Source organism: Solobacterium moorei (genome assembly GCF_036323475.1).
Taxonomy (GTDB): domain Bacteria; phylum Bacillota_I; class Bacilli_A; order Erysipelotrichales; family Erysipelotrichaceae; genus Bulleidia; species Bulleidia moorei.
In genome coordinates this window covers 1,231,616-1,251,554 of the sequence record NZ_AP028934.1, presented here as the reverse complement: position 1 = coordinate 1,251,554, position 19,939 = coordinate 1,231,616, and the positions used below count along the sequence as shown (strand labels likewise).

Here is a 19,939-nt window from a genome sequence, read left to right as displayed (position 1 = left end):
GCCTGTGATTATAAACTAGTTAAAACAGATTTCAAAGGATTATTTTGACATCCAGCTTTCATCACTTGGATTATTTCTAAAGTGTAATAAGGCATCTACATCACTTTCTTTGATATAGTTTTCTGCTACTGCTACAGATAGCAATGTATCGTAATCAGAAGCTGATACATTGCGGACGCCGTGCTCTGCTAAACGCTCTGTTGCCTTACGCATGCCATAAGTAAAGATAGATGCGATACCCAATACTTCTGCATCTTCTCTGCGTAATACTTCTACAACTTCTACAGCTGAACCTGCAGTAGAAATCAAATCTTCAATGACAACAATTTTGGCGTTATCAATGAGTTTTCCTTCAATCTGGTTTTGACGACCATGGTCTTTTGAGGATGCACGTACATATCCCATTGGTAAACCGAGTATCGTCGCAACAATAGCCGCATGCGCAATGCCTGCAGTACTAGTACCCATGATCATATTGCAGGTTGGGTATTCTTTACGAATGATTTCTGCTAAAGCATTTTCTACATCTTCTCGAACATTTGGATACGAAAGTGTTAATCGATTGTCACAATAGATTGGAGACTTGATACCGCTTGCCCACGTGAATGGATCTTGTGGTTTTAAAAATACTGCCTGAATATCTAATAGGTCTTTCGCAATACGTTTTTTCATCTTATTCCTCTCCTGTCTGAAATTGTTTTGTTGCTAAACGATACGCCTCTACTGGGTTTTCTGCTTTTGTGATAGATCTTCCTACAACGATGTAGTCAGAACCTAATTGATGTGCGATTGCTGGTGTTGTAACACGCTTTTGATCACCCTTGCTATCTGTCGCAAAGCGAATACCTGGAGTAACTGTTTGGAAGTCTTTTCCACATACCTTCTTTACGATTTCCACTTCTAATGGAGAACATACAACGCCATCACAGCCTGCCATTTTCGCATTTAATGCGTATTGTGCAACTGTTTCCTGCATAGACTTTGGTATAAGTAATTCTTCGTGCATAGCTTCTTCAGTTGTACTTGTTAATTGTGTAACTGCAAGTAAAATTGCCTTACTACCATGATCATCTAATGCCTTGCGGGCAGTCTTCATCATCTCAATTGTTCCTGCCGCATGAACATTGACCATATCGACATCCAACTGTGCAAGCATGCTCATCGCATGATAAACCGTATTTGGAATATCATGTAATTTCAAATCAAGAAAGATTTGGTGTCCTTGCTGCTTGATTTGTCTAACGATTTCAGGACCATTACCATAGAAAACTTCCATACCTATTTTAACGTATGGTTTTTCGTCCTTGAACTGTTGTAGAAATTCTAGTGTTTTTTCTTGGCTGTTAAAGTCACATGCGATGATTACTTCTTTACTCATTTTATTTATCCTCCTGATTTTTTATATATGTTAAATCAATTATATTTTTTGTATGCTTCTACGTCTAATGCCCCTTCACTCTTTGCGACGGCGATTGCACAAGCACTATCACCAACTACATTGAGGGATGTTACTAACATCTCAATTGGACGATTGATTGCGAGAATTAATGTGTATGTCATTAATGCAAGTTCATTATTGAAACCTACACCACTTAGAATTGTAAAGAGGATGACAGCTCCTGCACCAGGTGCTGCTGGTGTTCCTACGGATGCTACAATTGCTAGGAAGCCAATTGTAAGGATACTTGTAAGAGTCATTGGATATCCTGCACATCCTGCAATAAAGATTGTTGCGATAACCTGCATTATAGCTGTACCATCCATATTGACCGTCATACCAAGTGGTAGTACGAAGGATGCGATTTCTTCATGTACTCCAAGTTCCTCAATTGTTGTTCTCATGTTTAATGGTAGAGTTGCCGCACTAGAAGATGTTGAGAATCCAAATAAAGCTACCTTAAAGATTTTCTTAACAAACGGGATTGGGCTTAAGCCAGTTGATAATTTGATAAATAACGCATATCCAATCACAAGTACCAGTAATAAGATACATACTGTTAAGAGCACATAAGCGATAGCAGGTTGTAAGTGTGTTACACCATAACTTGCACAAGTTCTAACAATTAAGCAGAAGATTGCAATTGGCCCAAAGTGATTGATTACAATATCTAAGAATGCTGTTATGATTACGCTAATTTCTTCGCAAAGTTTTACAAGTATCGTAACTTTATCCTGCAGGCGATTGATACAAATACCAACCATCGCTGCACTGACTACTACCGCAAGTACTGCACCGTTATTACCAAATGCAGTAGTGATATTATTTGGAATCGCATTGACGACAATCATAAGAGGATTTTTAGCAGCCGTTCCTGTAGCTTGTGTTAAGTCTACGGCACTGTTTGTAAATGCTCCTGCATTATATGCCACAACTCCTACCAGTGCCGCAATCACAATGGCACATGTCGTTGTTAACATAAAGTATCCAATTGTCTTACCAGAGATGCGACCTAACTTCTTTGTATCTGAAATATGAATCATCGCCAGTACAATACTTGTAAATACCATTGGGATAATAACTACTTGTAATGCACGTATAAATAACTGACCAACAATGTAGAAGATTCCAATTGCTTTCTCGTTGCCTTCTGCAGAAATATCCGCAAATAACAGATTGTTGATAGTGTTCCACAATTCTGCTTGATTTCCCTTGATTAATGTTTCTCTTAGAAAAATCACTAATAAACCAACAATGAGACCACACCCTAATGCACCCATCATTTTCACTGTCAGTTTTTTCGAGCTCTTCTTCATATTACTTTCTCCTTTTTCATAAAAAAACAACCTTTGCACAAAATACACAAAGGTTGTAAGTAATCTATTACAAGTCCCTCTAAAAAAACTACTAGAGTGTAATCTATCATCGCCTTCATAGTATCTCGTACTATATTAAAGCCTGTTTTTTTCTGTTAATTAGGATACAATATCCAATCCTATTCGTCAATAATGAATTGCAGAACTTGACATATCCCGCTTCGCTATCATCTGACTAAGAATTGGTAAAGCGTTAAAGATATACAATCTTTTCGCATGATAGTCATGTTCTTCATTCTCTGCTAGCAATAATGTAAAATTTCCTTTTACTGCATCACTATCATAATGGAACATATCTGGATGTTGCTTCATATCTTCTATCTGCATCTTAACCGTTCGATACGCAAAATCCTTTGTGCCTGTAAGAGCTAATACATAAAAGTCATCCGCTGTATATCCTTGTGCGGTGATTGCATTTTCTAATAATTGTGCAATCCAACTTGGATTATCACGTTCATATTGATCTACTGTTGTATGATTGCCCCAATATAACGATCCGCTAAATGGCACATAGTATCTAAAGTATCTCATGCTATCCATCATCCGATACCATGTTGTGACAGCACCCATAGAAAAGCCCAAGAAGATACGATGGTCTCTAGAAGCTATTAAATCTTCTTCAGTCGTAGAGCTAGCATATGTACGATATGCATTTTCGAATTGTGGTATCAAATCATTCTGCAACTCTTTACCAAAAACTTCCGTAAGACTTGCATCATAATCATCTGTATCCATATCAACATTATCGTGATAATAAGACGCAAATACCATTAGCATCGGCTTCATCTCTTTATTTTCAGTCAGATGATCAATTACATTTTTAATATCTGCTAAATTATCTAATTCGCCAGGAAAGGATGTCACATCCCCAGTATGACCATGCATGATATAGACAACATCATATCGCTCTGTACTCGTTTCATATCCATACGGAATATATACATACGCATATTTCTTCATGACTCTACCTTGATAGTCATAGGTATTCGTCATGTAATCAAAACGTACAACTTTTCCCTGCTGTCTTGCAGGTTTCATATAATCTGTAGGGACAGTTTGTATTTCTAATGGGATAGATGAGTCCTTCTGTATTTCTTGGCATGGTTGAAACACGAGCTCTTCTGTATCCGTTTCGTTTGATAATTCTCTTGTCGTACATCCTACTAGTATTGAAGTCAATAGTAGGATTACGATTATTAATTTCTTCATCTTTACCTTCTTTCATTAGAAAGAGAGAAGATTCCAAATCTTCTATAATTCTGGATTTGGAATCTTTTCAACACTTAAATGAATTGTATCTTTGAGCTGTACTAACTCTACACCAGCAGCTTTTAACATACGCTTGCTAGCAATATTGGTATCTACACCATTATACTTATCTGATTCATAGACAATACGATGAATACCCGATTGAATAATTGCTTTCGCACATTCATTACATGGGAATAACGATACATAAATGGTACATCCTACAACTGGCCACTTAGAGTTTAAGATTGCATTCAGCTCCGCATGCACGACAAAGGCATACTTGGAATCTAAAGTATCACCATCACGTCCCCAAGGGAAAACTTCATCTGAACATCCTTTCGGAAACCCATTGTAGCCAACAGACACAACACGATGATTGTCATCCACGATAGCAGCTCCCACCTTCGTATTAGGATCTTTTGAACGTAAGGCTGATAAATGGGCAAGGCCCATAAAGTATTCGTCCCAACTTAAGATGTTTTCTTTTTTTGTCATAGCTTATTCCTTTCCTAGTACCCGTACGAATCCATCATCTAATCCATATACCACATCCAATCTTTCGGCTAAGAAATAAGAATACTTATGCAATGGACCATCATTTAAAATTTGTAATACATTTAAATCTGTACCTAGATAACGAGAACGTGTTGGGATAGTACGATTTTGCCAAGAGATAAAACATAGCACTCCAATAAGTCCAACAAGTGCAACACCATAATTTACGCATTTATGAATCTCTGCTTTATCTGTTGTGATAATGCCATACATCATAAGTCCTGTCACAAAGCCACCCAAATGAGCATGCACAGAAATATTCGGTAAGAAATTCAATAAAAGATTGATAAACAACATATTTATTAGTGCTGCTCGTACTGGAGGCATTTTCCAACCACCTGTACGTAAAATCAATGTCACATAAGCCGCGAGTAATCCATAGATCCCACCAGAAAGTCCTACCACAAAACTATTTTCTGGCGAAGTTAGCACAAATAAGGATCCTACAACAATCGAAGGTATTAGTATCATCAGGTATCTTTTAATTCCTAGTAACGGTTCAAAGATTTTGCCAAGCGATAATAATGCCATCATGTTCATAGCTAAATGCCATAGATGAACATGGACAAAACCTGCTGTCAATAGACGCCAATATTCTCCAGCTAAAACAAAGGGTTTATAGAAAGCACCAATTAATATTGCGTTTGTAATCGTACTATCACTTGGAAACAGTTGAATAAACACCCATACCCCAAAACATATTGCGATAATGATATTTGTCGCAATTGTCTTTCTTTGTTTCATTAGGCTACCCTCTTACGTAAAATCTCAAGTAATTTTTCAAAGTATGATGGTAGTGGTGCATGGAATGTCATTGTTTCTCCTGTTGTTGGATGAACCAGCGTTAACTCACTAGCGTGTAGTACTTGTCCTTGTGTATCCATGTATGGACAAGGTTTTCCATATTTATCATCACCCATAACAGGATGATTGATATATTTCATATGTGCTCTGATTTGATGTGTTCTTCCTGTTTCTAAACGACATTCTAGGTAAGTTGCCACATTGAACCGCTCTAATACATGAAAATGTGTCCTTGCGTCACGACTATTTTCTTCAGTAACCTTCATACGCTGACGGTCACGCGGATCACGTCCAATCGGCGCATCAATCAAACCATCATCATGTGTGATATTTCCAACGACGATTGTCTTATAGACACGATGACAAGTCTTATTCTCTAACTGCTTGGCAATCGCTTCGTGTGCTTTATCATTCTTACATGCCACAATACAGCCTGTCGTATCTTTATCGATACGATGAACGATGCCTGGACGGATCACACCGTTGATACCAGATAAATCTTTACAATGATAAAGCAATGCGTTCACCATCGTATTAGAATAATTACCAGGTGCTGGATGAACAACCATGCCCTTTGGCTTATTGATAACGATAATGTCATGATCTTCATACAAAATATCTAATGGAATATTTTCCGGTAGAATATCAACTGGACGATCTTCCGGTATATCACAACTGATTTCATCTCCAGTTACAACCTTCGATGAACTCTTTGCGACTTTTCCGTTAACAAAAATCATGCCGTCATCTGCGAGCTGTTGAACACGTGTTCTAGATAATTCCGTATTGGAACTGAGATATTTATCCAATCTTTCTTTTGTATCTTCACTTACGATCCACGTTTGTTTTGCCATTTTTCTCTTCCTTCCATGTTGCGATTAGCAATAAAAATACACCAATACATAAAGCCATGTCCGCAACATTAAACACTGGGAAATCATAGCCAAAAATATAGAAATTTAAGAAGTCTCTTACATAATTTAAGAATAGACGATCCATCAAATTCCCTGCCGCACCACCTATCATCAGTGCAAGAGATACTCCTGTTAAAATATCTGGTTTCTTTACAAATAGATACCAACTCATAAGACCAATCGCCACTGCCGCAACGAGTGCAAGTACGCCCTGTTGTCCAGATAGCAATGACCATGCCATACCGGTGTTTTGTACGTATGTAATATGAAAGAAACCTTCAATTACAGGGATATCATGGAACAAGCCTAAACTAGCTGCCCACATCTTTGAATATAAATCAATAAATACTGTAACAATAATAATACCGATATAAACCATAACGACCTCAATTCTTTCGTAAACTACACTTCTTTGTAAATAATGCAAACTCTATTAGTTCAAATGGTTCAAAGCGAGAAATTAACTTTTCATATGCTACTTCAAACATTAATCCGTCCGTTTCTTCCACCAATCTCTTTTGCAGCTTCTCGTGTAATAGCGTTGATTCTTCTTTGGTGAATGCTTCATGTCGTACTGCTACAACTTCATCATTTACGTTCACAAAGACTATCTCAAATCCGAAAAGATGCTTTGATTTGATTGCTTCAATAAATTCTATATCTCCATCCTTAGCGTAGAATGGTAAATCACTAGCCTCCAAGCAATCAAATATCTCTAATATGAATGCATCGATAATACCCTTTTGGATAAAGGATACTGTCACATCCGATGTCTTTAATCTACCTAGTTCCTCTGATGTCCAAACATCATCCTTTACTACAAATAAGAATGTATCTTCTTTAAAATCAACCCAAATTCCATTTTCACAAGAAGGATATTTTTGACCAACTTGAAAAATTATATGTGTAGTATTTTTATTCATGTTACTCATTTTAACATCCTCCTATAAAATACTTTAGTGTTTCTTTAAGAAGTTTGTTACAAACTCAAGCTGTGATAATGCATACTGATACATATCACCAAACATATTGTACGCAAGATCTTCTGATAGAACACCACAAACTAAATCTTCAGGAAGTTTTCCTGCGCTGTGTGCTTGTGCATCATCAAACCAATCTTGGCTGCTGTAATACTTACTAACAGCATCATATTTTTTCATAACACATTTTAATTTCTTGGTTGCCTTGATTGTTTCTTCTAGAACGGCAGTCACTTCGTTCATATTCGCTTCCATTGTTTCAATACGTTGTACTTGTTTTGTTTTCTTTTTCATAGTTATCACCCACAATATTTTACCATAAGTTAGAAAAAGATACCCTAAGGTATCTTTATTCAATTGCATTTACAATATCTAATACTGCTTCCTTGATCTTTGCATTTACCGTAAGTGCTTCTTCTCGGGAAGCTTGCTTTGTATAGAAGTAGAACTTGATCTTTGGCTCTGTTCCTGATGGACGTACCGCAAACCAACTATCGTTATCTAAGTAGAAACGTAATACATTAGATGCTGGAATATCTTCATATCCATGCAAGTAGTCAATTACCTTCTCTACTTTGTAGCCAGCAACTTCTGTTGGAAGATTGTTTCTGATAGAAACCATCATACGCTTGATACGTTCTGCTCCAGCGATACCTTCTAATACAAGGTTTGGTTCATCTTCCGCATAGAAGCCATATTTCTCGTAGAGTTCCTGTAATACATTCCATAATGTCTTACCTTGTTTGCGATAGTAAGCAGCAGCTTCTGCTACTAACATACCAGCAGAAATACCATCCTTATCACGGATATCTACACTTGCCGCATAGCCTACAGACTCTTCATAACCAAATAGATATGTGTAGCCCTGTTCAAGTAGTGCAGGAATACGTCCGCAGATGTTCTTGAAACCTGTTAATGCTTCATACATATCAACGCCATACGCATTTGCCATGACAGTACTCATTGTAGAAGTAACGATAGACTTAATCATGACACCCTTTTCAGGTAATGTTCCAGCACTCTTATGCCCTTCTAAAATGTAGTTTACTAATAAGTATCCTGTCTGGTTACCATTTAATGGAATATAGTTACCATCATCATCACGCAATTCAATTGCGAAACGGTCACTATCTGGGTCTGTAGCCATCAATAGTTCTGCACCAACCTTCTTACCAAGTTCTTCACTCATCTTAAAGGCTGCAGGACTTTCGGGGTTAGGATAACCTACTGTTGTAAAGTCTGGATCTGGATCCTTCTGTTCTGGTACGATATGCCAGTTGGTAAATCCGCGATCCTTCATCATAGTCGCAAATGGAATAGAGCCTGCACCATTTAACGGTGTATATACAAGTGGAATATCTAAGTCAATTTCATCACCACTATGAATTGCTAGACTTTCCACAAGATCTAGATATGCACGGTCATATTCTTCTGATAATACAACAATCTTGCCAGAAGATACGCCTTCATTGAAGTCGGACTTCTTAATACCATTCCAGATATCAACTGCGTTGATTCTTTCTTCCATGCCATCCGCAACAGTACTACTTACTTGACAGCCATCACTCCAATAAGCTTTATAGCCATTATACTCCTTCGGATTATGAGAAGCAGTAATGTTAATACCAGATGTTGTACCTAACTTACGAATCATAAACGCAAGTTCAGGCGTTGGACGTAAATCTGGAAATACATAGGTCTTAATTCCGTTAGCTGCGAAAATGCCAGCAGATAATTGTGAGAATTCCTTTGAAAAATGTCTTGGGTCATGCGCAATAACAATACCCTTATCCATCGCTTCTTGACCTTGTGCACAGATGTATTCTGCAACACCTTGGCTTGCTTTACCAACTGTATAGAAGTTCATGCGGTTTGTACCAGCACCAACAATGCCACGTAAACCAGCAGTGCCAAATGCTAAATTTTGATAAAAACGTTCTTTGATTTCATTGTCATCATCCTTGATAGCCAACAATTCATCTTTCAGGGGGTCACCCTCAGGTAGCATTTGAACCCATTCTTCATATCTTTGTTTATAATCCATTATTTTTTAACCCTCCGATTATGTATCTCCATTTTAAACTAAAACATGAAATGTTGAAACAACGGAATATAGAAATCAACTAAAAGACAGACCTTTTATAGTCTGCCTTCATAGCGAATGAATCAAAAAACTATGCTTTCGCTTTTAGTTGTTTCTTTGTACGAATACCGATGATAATCAAGATTACCAATACGGATACGTAAGGAATAATATTTACTAATTCCGATGGTAAGCCTTCTAGCAACAGCACATTTACAATCGCTTGTGCAACTGAGAAAATCATCGTCACAAATACTACAATACCAAGGTTATTTCCACCTACGGCTGCAGCCGCAATACCAATCCATCCACGAGATGCGACCATGTTGCTAGAATAGAATGACATATATCCCATAGAAAGATATGCACCACCTAAAGCAGCTAAGAAACATGATATCACTGCCGCAATCGTACGTACACGATTTACCTTGATACCTACAGATTCAGCCGCATGCGCATCAAGACCACAAGCCTTCATGCGTAAGCCAAACGGTGTCTTATAGACAAGAATAAATAATAGGACTGTTAATAGTAAGCATATATATGTTAAGAAATAATGTCCACTAACAATATCGCCAAGAACTGGAATATCCTTGATAAACGGAATGTCAATTGTTGGAAGAACTTTTGATGGAAGGCTTGCTGTTGTTCCCTTTGAACCGGTCCATAGTAACAATAAGTAAATCGCAAAATCTGCCGAGAATAAGTTTAGCGCAATACCTACCATGATAGGACTTGCTTTCATCTTAATTGTAAAGAATGAAAGTACTATACCACAGGCAATACCTACCGCAATCGCGCCTAATAAACCAATCCATGCTGAACCGGAAATCGTACTGAAATAAACACCAAATAAAGCCGCAAAGTTCATAACACCTTCAATCGCAATATTAGGAATTCCAGCAAGAGATGCTACATAGGAAGAAAGAGATGCGTATACAAGTGGTGCCGCAACACGAATGACAATGAATATAAAACTTGCATTCAATAAGTCTTTAAATAGATTAGCCATTCTTCTTTTCCTCCTTTAGAAGTTGTCTTGAACGCCACTTTCTCAAGAAGAACTGAGAGGAAATGAGCAACGTTAGAATTACTTCTACAATAGAGATCATCTTGATATCAATATATGGTAAGTCATTTGCCAATAATTGTGCAGAAGCACGCAAGTAACTAATACCAAACGCTGCAATCAATACACCAATTGGATCATTTTTACCAAGCATTGCCATCAAAGCACCGGTAAATCCAAGTCCTGGTAGTACTGTCCAAGTAAATGCCTGATACATGCCTAATAGTTCAACCGAAGAACCCATACCACCAAGTGCACCTGCTAAGAAGTGTACAGCCATAAACATGCCGAACGCACCCATACCAGAGTACTTTGCGAAATTAGCATTGATACCCGTCATGCGAATCGCATATCCAAGCTTTGTCTTGTAAAGAAGAACATAGATTAAGATAACAGCGATTATCATAATGATAAAACCTGTGTGTACCTGTGTCTTTGGAATCAAGTTTTGTAAACGAGCTGTCTTAATAAAGTTTGGAGAAGCTGTACCATTGACACCGCCAACTGCCAAGAAATTCTTCAAGATAAAATAACCAATACCAAATAGAATACTGTTCATCATGAGTGAAATAACCATTTCATCGGCTTTATAACGCAAACTGATAAGACCAGGAATAAGTGAGATAACACCACCAAATAAAGTAGCCATCACAATTGGAATCATAGAGTCTATCACACTATTACCTGTCATAAATATTGGATTGATAGCGAATATTGTCGCAACAATACCAGAGATATAGAACACACCTTCTGTACCTAGATTAAATAAATTTGTTCTAAAGTACAGTAATGTTGCAAGCCCTGCAAAAGTTAAAGGAATAACCTTTACCAGTACATATCCAAAATAACTTGGCTTACTGAGTGGATATGTCAGTAAGCGTATAAAATCAGCGAGTGGCTGTTTTGATACAAACGCTAATACAACAAGCGTTACAATTAACGCAATACCAATGGAAGCTAGAATACGCAATGCTTCAAAAGGTCCATCATCAGTAACACGAAACTTTCTTTTCATCGTACTCATTTGCTCGCCTCCTTAATCTCTTCTTCACTTTGTTTCTTAGTTCCTAGCATATAGAAACCTAATTCGTTTGCAGATACATCTTTTGCGTTCTTGAAGTATGCAACAATCTTTCCTTCAAACATAACAATCAGTGAATCACTGACAGCCATTACTTCATTGAGGTCTGCACTAATCAATAAAATTGCAGCACCATTATTACGCATATCAATTAACTGGTGATGGATATAGTTTGCTGAACCAATATCAATACCACGAGTTGGTTGTGAAGCAATCATACACTTAGGACTTGTTTGCCATTCACGTGCAACTACCACTTTCTGGATGTTACCACCAGAAAGCGAATTAATACGCTGTTTTTCAGAGTTTGTTTTTACTTGGAATTTATGAATTAACTCTTGTGCAATTTTACGAATATTCTTACCCTTCATGAAGACTTTACCAGAGTATTCTGGTTTACGGTAATATGTCGAGATTGCATTATCTTGGATACTTGCAGTAGCCGCAATACCATCTTGCATGCGGTCTTCAGGAATGTATGCAAGACCAGCCTCACGCTTATGTAAGATATCATTTTTTGAAATATCCACACCTCCAAGAATTACTTTTCCAGACTGATAGGCTTCCATACCAGTAATTACCTTAATCAGTTCTTCTTGTCCATTGCCCTGTACACCTGCAATACCTAAAATCTCACCAGCATGTACCGCAAAATTAACATCATCAACTTTCTTTACTCCACCAACTTCAAGCGATAGATTTTCAACGGATAAAATCTTATCGTTATTCTTAACTTGCTTGCGTAAAGAATCAAATGAACTTTCAAGACTATGACCAATAATCAATTCTGTTAGCTTTTCAATCGAAATATCTTTCGCATTATAGGTGCCCTTGGTTTCACCAGAACGAATAACTGTAATACGATCAGAAATTTCTTTTACTTCATTTAATTTATGAGAAATAAAAATAATTGTATGTCCAAGTTCCTTAAATCCCTTTAATTGTTCGAACAACTGAACTGTTTCTTGTGGTGTTAAAACTGCAGTAGGTTCATCTAAGATGATAACTTCAGCATTACGATATAGTGTTTTTAGAATTTCGACTTTTTGCTTTGCACTAACAGTCAAATCACTTACTAAATCAGTAGCACTAATTTCATCAAACTTATACTTTTTCGCTAACTCATTGGTAATTTGATTTGCTCTATCCATATCAATAAAGCCATTTGCCTTCTTAGGTTCTGCACCTAACACAACATTCTGTGCAACAGTAAAGGATGGAATCAACATAAAGTGCTGATGCACCATACCGATACCATTTTCAATTGCATCTAAACTAGAGGAATAATTAATCTCCTTTCCTTTATAAGAAATCTTACCCTCTGTCTGCTTCTCAATCGCAAAGATAATATTCATCAAAGTTGATTTACCAGCGCCATTCTCACCGCAAATAGAGTGAATTTCCCCTTTATTAAAGGAAATACTGATATTACGGTTTGCTACAGTACCGTTTGGAAATATCTTTGTGATTCCATCTAACTTCAAAATTGTATTGTCCATATTGTTACCTCTTTTAAAGAAGATGCTCTACCTTTCGATAGAGCATCTTTGGTATTCAAAACGTGAATTACTTGAGACCAACTTTATCTAACCAAGTATCGTAGGCTTTATCATCCTTTAACTGATCATTAACCTTGATTTCGCCTGCTGCTAGCTTCTTCTTCATTTCTTCAACTTTTTCAAGTTGTTCAGCAGTCATATTAGCCTTATAATTTTCATTTTCAGCTAAACCAACAGCGCCATCAACGAAACCTAAAGTCTTCTGTGTACCATATTCAGCCTTACCATCTAACATTAACTTGATAGATTGCAAGATTGCAACGTCACATTTCTTCTCAGAAGAAGTTAAGATATGCTTAGCTAATTCAGGCTTACCACTCATAGAAGCGTATTGATCAGCATCAACACCAATTGCCCAAAAATTTGCTTCAGCAGCAGCTTCAAATAAACCATTACCAGAACCACCAGCAGCGTGATAAATAACGTCAGCACCTTGCTTGTTCATATTTAATGCGATTTCCTTCGCTGTAGCTGGATCACCAAATCCACCAACGAAACCAGAGATTACCTTAGCATTTGGATTTACATCGTAAACACCCTGCATATAACCAGCTAAGAATTGACGGATACCAGGTGAGTCTACACCACCGATACATCCAACAATACCAGACTCTGTCTTAACACCAGCAACTACACCAGCTAAGTAACCAGCTTCGTTTGCAGCGTAAGTAATAGAATATACGTTATCTAAAGAGTTAGCCTTTGCATCACTGTAGTCAAAATTTAAGAACTTGATTTCAGGATGTTCTTCAGCAACAGCCAACATATAGGATTCATATTGGAAGTTACCTGAGATTATGATTTGATAACCATCATCTGCAGCTTGACGGTATGCCGTATCCCAACCAGCAGCGTCTGTACCCATTTCGATTAACTTTGTTTCAACTTTGTCGCCAAGTTCATCTTGAACTAACTGTAGTCCCTTGTAAGTTGTGTCGAAGTAAGACTGGTCACCAATATATGGTAAGATCAATGAAATCTTTGTCTTATCTCCTGTATCTGAAGCTGTTGTTGATGTCTTGGAATCTGTATTGCTACCACATCCAACCATGGATAATGCAACTACGGATCCAAGCACTAACTTGGTAATCTTATTCATATTTTTCCCTCCTGAATTAAATAAGATACTACATGATACATTGAGTGAATCAAAAAATGAAAAATGCATCTAACACGACACTAAAACAACTTCTTAAAATGGTGTTTCAGTGAGTTTTAGATGCATTTGATTTATCATATTTTGCATTCCTCTATTAAGCAGTATAACTCATCTGCAGATTCATTTTTTCATAATTATCTAGAAAATGCAATATCAAAATCATGAATCATTATTTCAAAATCTATAACCTCAATTATTTTTAAAAGTTCCTCTTTGCACTATTTTCTTAGTGAAAGTTCCCTTTTATGATAATGGCACAAGGGATATGTGCCAGGAAAGTGGAGAAAAGGAGGAATATTTTATGACTAGCACATACAAACAGCTTTCTTTTGACGAACGACTCATTATTCAAAATCTGTTGTCTGATCCTAACATCACGCTCAAGATGATTGCCCTTACTCTTAACAGGAGTCCCAAGGCCATTCGCTATGAGATAACACACCATCTTAGAATTGTCGTCCGTGCCAATACTCATAATAAGTGTGGTAGACAAAATCAATGTAATCGCACAAGGTTATGTACTCACTGTCTACAAGGTCGTTGTAAGTTCTGTAAACATGATAACTGCAATGATCTATGTTCCGATTTCATCTCTTCACCAATATGCAAACATACATCTCGTTTCCCCTATGTCTGCAACAATTGCCCAGATGCCAAAACCTGCAAGTTGCCAAAGGTATTCTATATGGCCGATGTTGCCCAAAAACAGAGGGATGACAATGTCAGTAGTTGGAAGGAAGGACCAAAGAAATCAGAAGCACAAATGAAGATGATTGTCGATGCCTTTGAGAAAGGCGTCAAACAGAACCTTTCACCAGACATCATCATACACAACAATCAGTTGGACATATCAGTATCTACCGCATATCGTTATATTCATTTTCGTCATATGGGCACCATCATCAATGTAGACCTCAAGCGTCAGGTCAAATATAAAACACGCTCTTCCAGCAAACATGTCGTGATACCAATCAACTATGATTGGCTTGAAGGCAGAAGATATGAAGACTATCTCGAACGTATCGAGAATGAAGATGTTTCCATCAATATATGGCAAATGGATACAATACTCGGCAAGCAAGGCGATGAAGAGAAATGTGTCCTTTCACTCCTGCATACAAGATCGAATCTACAGTTATATTTTCTGTTAAAGGAAAAAAGCATGTTGGCTGTCCAGCGTGCATTCGAAATCATCAAGGATGTACTGGGACCTGAACTATTTTCTATGACCTTTCCAATCATTCTTACTGACAATGGCTCTGAGTTCCACGATCCTCTAAGTCTAGAGACCGATGCATATACAGGAGAAAAACTAATATCCATCTACTACTGCAAGGCCGGAAGAAGTGATCAGAAAGGTAAATGTGAGAAGAACCATGAACACTTTAGAGAATGTGTTCCAAAGGGAAAGAGTATGAATGCATTGACCCAGAAGGACATCAACTATGTGTCTGACATGGTAAACAATTATCCTCGTAGATCCTTAAACTACAATTCACCTATCGATATCGCCGCTCTATCACTAAACAAAAAGGTGTTAAGTCTTAACAAGTTGACTCACCTCAACATCAAACAAGTTAAGCTTACACCTATCATCCACTAGCCGATTTGGCACATATCCCTAACCTACAAAAAGGAACTTTCGATGAGAAAAAATTTAAACCATCATTGAAAGCCGAGCTTTCGTATGCCCAAATCGCCTGTCTATACATATTCAATATCACAAAATATCTTATAAGTACACTATTACAGTAAAATGTTTCTTCTCTTTAGCCCTAAAAATGGGGAACTTTCGTTGAAAAGGAACTTTCGTTGAAAATTGAGCCAAAATCTATAACAATTATATGATAATGACATTTTTAGCCCCATGTTCTTCACACGCAACTTTTAATAATTGAATTTCTTCATCCGTCGTTATCGTATTACCTAACTTCCGCAAACCTTCTTTTCTTACACCAAATGGCCGATATTTAATCAGTTTATAGCGAATGTTAGGATCTAGATTAGAAACAACTCCTAATGCAGTAGTTAAGTTATCATCATGCATGTTAGGCATACATACAGTACGAACTTCATAGAGCTTATCATGTTCTTGTAACCATTTTAAGTTACGAAGAACATTTTCATTTGAGATGCCCGTTAACTTTTCATGCCATGACTTGTTCCATGCTTTTACATCAAGCATTACAGCATCTGTCACTGCCATTAACTCAGGCATCTGTTCATAGAGATATGCTCCATTAGAATCTAAGAAACATGTTTTATTATATGTATGTACTTTAGTAAATAACTCAGTTAAAAATTCAGGATAGTTCGTACATTCACCACCAGATACCGTAATACCTTGAATATACGGAAATAATGGTTTTAGTTGCTCAATGACATCATCCGCAGTCATCTCCGTAATTTTTGGAGATGATAAATGTGGGCAGACATGAATGCATGTATCACAATCAATACATTTATCTTTATGCCAAATTACTTTTCCGTTAATGATTTCCAAGGCTTCTCCTTTTTTCGGGCAAGTTTCAACGCATACCCCACAATGTACACACATATGAATCGTTTCAGGATTATGGCAATATAGACATTTAAATGGACATTTTTGGACAAATATCGATGTACGATTACCCGGACCATCGACATTAGAAAACTCGATGATTTTATTGATTGGAGCTGTCGCCATCATTAACAATCGTACGGTCTAATGCCGCGCCATAGTCACGTGCACCTTTACCGAAGATAGATACGTTATTCAAGGATTGCTTACCAGCATCAAGTTTTGCAAGCTCGCTCTTCTTAACAAGGTAACCTGTAACGCGAACGACATCATTATTCTCAAGATAACCTGAGAAATAGCGCATATCATTTCTGATTGCTCCATCGATAATATCTAATACAGCCTCTGGTGTATTCTCCCAAGTCTCTTCAAACTTGAAGATATCGCCAATACCTGTAGGGAAATACTTATGAAATTTTTCGGAGTGATTAATTTGTAATGGAATAATTGGCTCTGCACCAACTGGAATACGTGCACCCGGTGAATCTTCACGTCCATCGCTATCGATACCTACCTGTGCATGTAAACGATACTTATGGTTAAATGCTGCAGCATACTTAGAATCATGTGCATTTACAAGTGACTCTAAACGATCCATAATACGTAGACCTAACGCATCCGCTTCTGCATTGTTACCAAAGCCCTTCTTAGGATCCTTGATACCCAATAAATGGTTTACACACTCAGCTAGACCAACCATACCAAACATACCAGTAAAGTTATCTAACTTCACAAAGCCTTCTGTCACAAGGAAGTTAGACTTGAAGAATGCTGTCTTTTCAACTAAGAATTCAATCCGATTATCCATCATCTTTAACATAATAGAAGTATAGTAAGGTAAAACATTTGCTAAGAAATCTTCTGTATCCTTAGCCTTTAAAGAGCATTCATACATACGTAGACGTGGCAATGTAAATCCACCTCCACATACTTTTAATCCGTTATAACATGAAGCAATCGCATACTTATCGCCCCATTCTCTTGTAAACATCTTGTGGTTTGCAAAAGATGGCTTCGATGTCTTCATCATGCACTTAACAGCTAATGTCGCAAAATCACGTGGTGTAATATCTGGATCATACTTTAAAGTAAGATTGGGAACTGCTAGCTGCATCTCTTCTGTTAATTCAAATAAGATACGTGCTGTTTCAGAAGCCTGTGGTCCTACATCTGCATGCACAAATGAATCTGTTAAAGTACGATCAATATTTAATAAGAATAAACGCATCGCTGCCTTTGCATTCTCACGACTTTCCTTTAGTATAAATGGCTCAAGTAAATCATCAAGATCACCTAAATATACAGGGAAAGAAGTAATACTTGGAACACTATGATAGAAAATCAATAGTGTATTTAATGCTTCATAAAGATTTTTTGGAGCTTCCAACTGCAAAAATTTGCAGCCCTTCTCCATTAACAACTCGTAATCTGGACAGATATAACGTGGACGGTATGGAGCGTTTCCCTCACCTAAATCACAGATAATACGATCAGCTTTTGCTTGAATTAATTCTGGACTTAGTTCAAGTGTATGATCTGTATTCTCAGCATATCTAGCTAGTGCTAAAACTTGCTGATGATATGTCAAAGTTTCATCTGCAATGATATTTAAAATATCACTCATAGTCGAAAATTTCCTCCTCATTTCTATTTTTAAATATAACATACTTTTATCAATATGCATGTAGGATACATTCATTTCTCTCAAAGAAGTTAAGTTTCAACATAAACGCAACACTCTGTTGCGTTAACATGTGACATGTTATCTTTATTCCTGTGTATCCGTTGGACTCCTATTTTAGATACCAGGAGAAAACATTTATGTCAGGTAAACATTTCACACTCGAAGACCGTATTAATATCCTTATGCATGTCAAACAAAATCATTCCATGCGTATGATAGCTGCCGCTTTGAATGCCTCTGCTTCTACTGTTTCCAGAGAACTTGAAAAGCATAGGATCCTTGATGAATACTCTGTCTTTCATCCTCTCGCTCCTACCTGCAGCCGTATCATGAAGGCCCCTTGGATATGCAATGGCTGTCCTCGTTTCTCTGCATGCAAAAAGAGAAAGTATCGCTACATCCCTGCACAGGCACATAGTGCTTATGAATCTACTCTTCATCTGTCTAGAGAGAAGATCCGTACTGGGGAAAAAGGTCTGAGATTTCTCGATAATCTCGTCACACCTTTGATTCGTGACCAAAGGCAAACCGTCGCCCACGTATTCTCCACTCATGGCGAACAGATGGGAATATCCCGTTCTACTTTTTACCGCTATGTCAATGACAATAAACTCACCATCCGCAATATAGATCTTCCCAAGCGAGTTCGCTATCCGCTCTCCAAAAAGAATATCAAACGTGGCGATAACACAATGATAGACAATCAATCGTGCCGTGTGGGACGCGATTATACTGCCTTTCAGGAATTCATTGCCCAACATCCGAAAGCTAATATCGCTGAGATGGATTCCGTCATCGGTAAGAAAGGTGTCGGCGAAAAGGTACTTCTAACCCTACTATTACGTAAGAGTAAATTTATGTTTGCCTTCCTAAGGAATAGAAATACACAAGCTTCTGTAACAGAAGTATTCGACTACATCCAAAGGAAAATCGGCTTTGCAAGGTTCGCTACTATGTTCCGTGTAGTGCTTACGGACAACGGTCCTGAATTCAAGGACCCCATTTCCTTGGAACATGGTACACGCAACGTACAGCGCTGTCGTATATTTTATTGTGATTCCCGTGCTTCCCAACAAAAGGGGCGTATTGAAAAGAATCATGAATATATTCGAAAATATCTGCCCCAAGGAACTTCCTTTAACGACCTTACACAAGAAAAGGTAAATCTAATGATGAGCCATATCAATTCCGTCAAGCGTGACTCATTGGATGGTCGTTCACCATTTGAATGTCTCACTAGAGCAGAACTCAAAACAATAAAAAAGCTTGGATTAACACCAATCGATCCAGATGAAGTCAATCTAAGCCTAGACCTAATTCAATAGGTCCCCGAAGTCCAACGGATACTCGACTTACACAAACTGAACTGTTGCGTTTAGTTGACACCTAAACCCTTCAGTTGTTTTCATTGCGCCCAAAAAGCAAG

Annotated in this window: 19 protein-coding genes; 2 read left to right on the top strand and 17 right to left on the bottom strand. The window is 37.5% G+C overall.

Translation table 11 applies throughout. The features are described from left to right. Positions 1-39: 39 nt before the first annotated feature. The 15 genes from pyrE to RGT18_RS06210 all read right to left on the bottom strand — a co-directional run bounded on the left by pyrE (position 40) and on the right by RGT18_RS06210 (position 14,209). The gene (gene pyrE / locus RGT18_RS06280) at positions 40-672 is read right to left on the bottom strand and encodes an orotate phosphoribosyltransferase (RefSeq protein WP_006526526.1); all 633 of its coding nucleotides are present in this window, start codon (positions 670-672) and stop codon (positions 40-42) included. A 1-nt stretch (position 673) separates the two neighbouring features. Further along, positions 674-1,378: an orotidine-5'-phosphate decarboxylase gene (gene pyrF, locus RGT18_RS06275; protein WP_028077570.1), complete on the bottom strand. Its 705-nt coding sequence runs from the start codon at positions 1,376-1,378 to the stop codon at positions 674-676. Between the two features lie 35 nt (positions 1,379-1,413). Beyond that, positions 1,414-2,754, bottom strand: a complete 1,341-nt coding sequence (locus RGT18_RS06270; RefSeq protein WP_028077571.1) for a dicarboxylate/amino acid:cation symporter — start codon at positions 2,752-2,754, stop codon at positions 1,414-1,416. Positions 2,755-2,940: 186 nt separating this feature from the next. Then, positions 2,941-4,023, bottom strand: a complete 1,083-nt coding sequence (locus RGT18_RS06265; RefSeq protein ID WP_051240899.1) for an alpha/beta hydrolase — start codon at positions 4,021-4,023, stop codon at positions 2,941-2,943. Positions 4,024-4,065: 42 nt separating this feature from the next. Then, positions 4,066-4,560, bottom strand: a complete 495-nt coding sequence (locus RGT18_RS06260; protein ID WP_006526530.1) for a deoxycytidylate deaminase — start codon at positions 4,558-4,560, stop codon at positions 4,066-4,068. Positions 4,561-4,563: 3 nt separating this feature from the next. Beyond that, positions 4,564-5,364 (bottom strand): rhomboid family intramembrane serine protease, encoded by an 801-nt coding sequence (locus RGT18_RS06255; RefSeq protein ID WP_028077572.1) that lies wholly within the window; start codon positions 5,362-5,364, stop codon positions 4,564-4,566. Then, positions 5,364-6,278 carry an RluA family pseudouridine synthase gene (locus RGT18_RS06250; RefSeq protein WP_028077573.1) on the bottom strand — a complete coding sequence of 305 codons (915 nt, stop codon included), beginning with the start codon at positions 6,276-6,278 and terminating at the stop codon, positions 5,364-5,366. Before RGT18_RS06250 ends, RGT18_RS06255 begins: the two co-directional genes overlap by 1 nt. Next, positions 6,250-6,717 carry a signal peptidase II gene (lspA, locus tag RGT18_RS06245; protein ID WP_028077574.1) on the bottom strand — a complete coding sequence of 156 codons (468 nt, stop codon included), beginning with the start codon at positions 6,715-6,717 and terminating at the stop codon, positions 6,250-6,252. Before lspA ends, RGT18_RS06250 begins: the two co-directional genes overlap by 29 nt. A 7-nt stretch (positions 6,718-6,724) precedes the next feature. Then, on the bottom strand, positions 6,725-7,270 hold the full coding sequence (locus RGT18_RS06240; protein ID WP_028077575.1) for a hypothetical protein: 546 nt from the start codon (positions 7,268-7,270) through the stop codon (positions 6,725-6,727). Positions 7,271-7,294: 24 nt separating this feature from the next. Beyond that, the gene (locus RGT18_RS06235) at positions 7,295-7,612 is read right to left on the bottom strand and encodes a DUF4298 domain-containing protein (protein ID WP_037403478.1); all 318 of its coding nucleotides are present in this window, start codon (positions 7,610-7,612) and stop codon (positions 7,295-7,297) included. 55 nt (positions 7,613-7,667) lie between these two features. Then, complete coding sequence (locus tag RGT18_RS06230; RefSeq protein WP_028077577.1) at positions 7,668-9,362, bottom strand: phospho-sugar mutase; 1,695 nt, start codon at positions 9,360-9,362, stop codon at positions 7,668-7,670. A gap of 130 nt (positions 9,363-9,492) precedes the next feature. Continuing rightward, a complete protein-coding gene (locus RGT18_RS06225) occupies positions 9,493-10,413 on the bottom strand; it encodes an ABC transporter permease (protein WP_028077578.1) in 921 nt (306 codons plus the stop codon). Beyond that, positions 10,406-11,494 carry an ABC transporter permease gene (locus RGT18_RS06220; protein ID WP_051240901.1) on the bottom strand — a complete coding sequence of 363 codons (1,089 nt, stop codon included), beginning with the start codon at positions 11,492-11,494 and terminating at the stop codon, positions 10,406-10,408. Before RGT18_RS06220 ends, RGT18_RS06225 begins: the two co-directional genes overlap by 8 nt. Then, on the bottom strand, positions 11,491-13,050 hold the full coding sequence (locus RGT18_RS06215; RefSeq protein ID WP_028077580.1) for an ABC transporter ATP-binding protein: 1,560 nt from the start codon (positions 13,048-13,050) through the stop codon (positions 11,491-11,493). The genes RGT18_RS06220 and RGT18_RS06215 overlap by 4 nt, the downstream gene beginning before the upstream one ends. Before the next feature lie 67 nt (positions 13,051-13,117). Next, on the bottom strand, positions 13,118-14,209 hold the full coding sequence (locus RGT18_RS06210; RefSeq protein ID WP_051240902.1) for a BMP family lipoprotein: 1,092 nt from the start codon (positions 14,207-14,209) through the stop codon (positions 13,118-13,120). 361 nt (positions 14,210-14,570) lie between these two features. Between RGT18_RS06210 and RGT18_RS06205 the strand changes: the two genes are divergently transcribed. Continuing rightward, positions 14,571-15,872 carry an IS30 family transposase gene (locus RGT18_RS06205; protein ID WP_338175422.1) on the top strand — a complete coding sequence of 434 codons (1,302 nt, stop codon included), beginning with the start codon at positions 14,571-14,573 and terminating at the stop codon, positions 15,870-15,872. Between the two features lie 237 nt (positions 15,873-16,109). On the opposite strand, the gene RGT18_RS06200 is transcribed toward RGT18_RS06205, so the two are convergent. Then, positions 16,110-16,958, bottom strand: a complete 849-nt coding sequence (locus RGT18_RS06200) for a YjjW family glycine radical enzyme activase (RefSeq protein WP_028078895.1) — start codon at positions 16,956-16,958, stop codon at positions 16,110-16,112. Then, positions 16,933-18,453 (bottom strand): YjjI family glycine radical enzyme, encoded by a 1,521-nt coding sequence (locus RGT18_RS06195; RefSeq protein WP_028078894.1) that lies wholly within the window; start codon positions 18,451-18,453, stop codon positions 16,933-16,935. The genes RGT18_RS06200 and RGT18_RS06195 overlap by 26 nt, the downstream gene beginning before the upstream one ends. A gap of 197 nt (positions 18,454-18,650) precedes the next feature. On the opposite strand from RGT18_RS06195, the gene RGT18_RS06190 reads away from it, so the two are divergent. Continuing rightward, positions 18,651-19,838 (top strand): IS30 family transposase, encoded by a 1,188-nt coding sequence (locus RGT18_RS06190; protein ID WP_338175602.1) that lies wholly within the window; start codon positions 18,651-18,653, stop codon positions 19,836-19,838. Positions 19,839-19,939 lie beyond the last annotated feature (101 nt).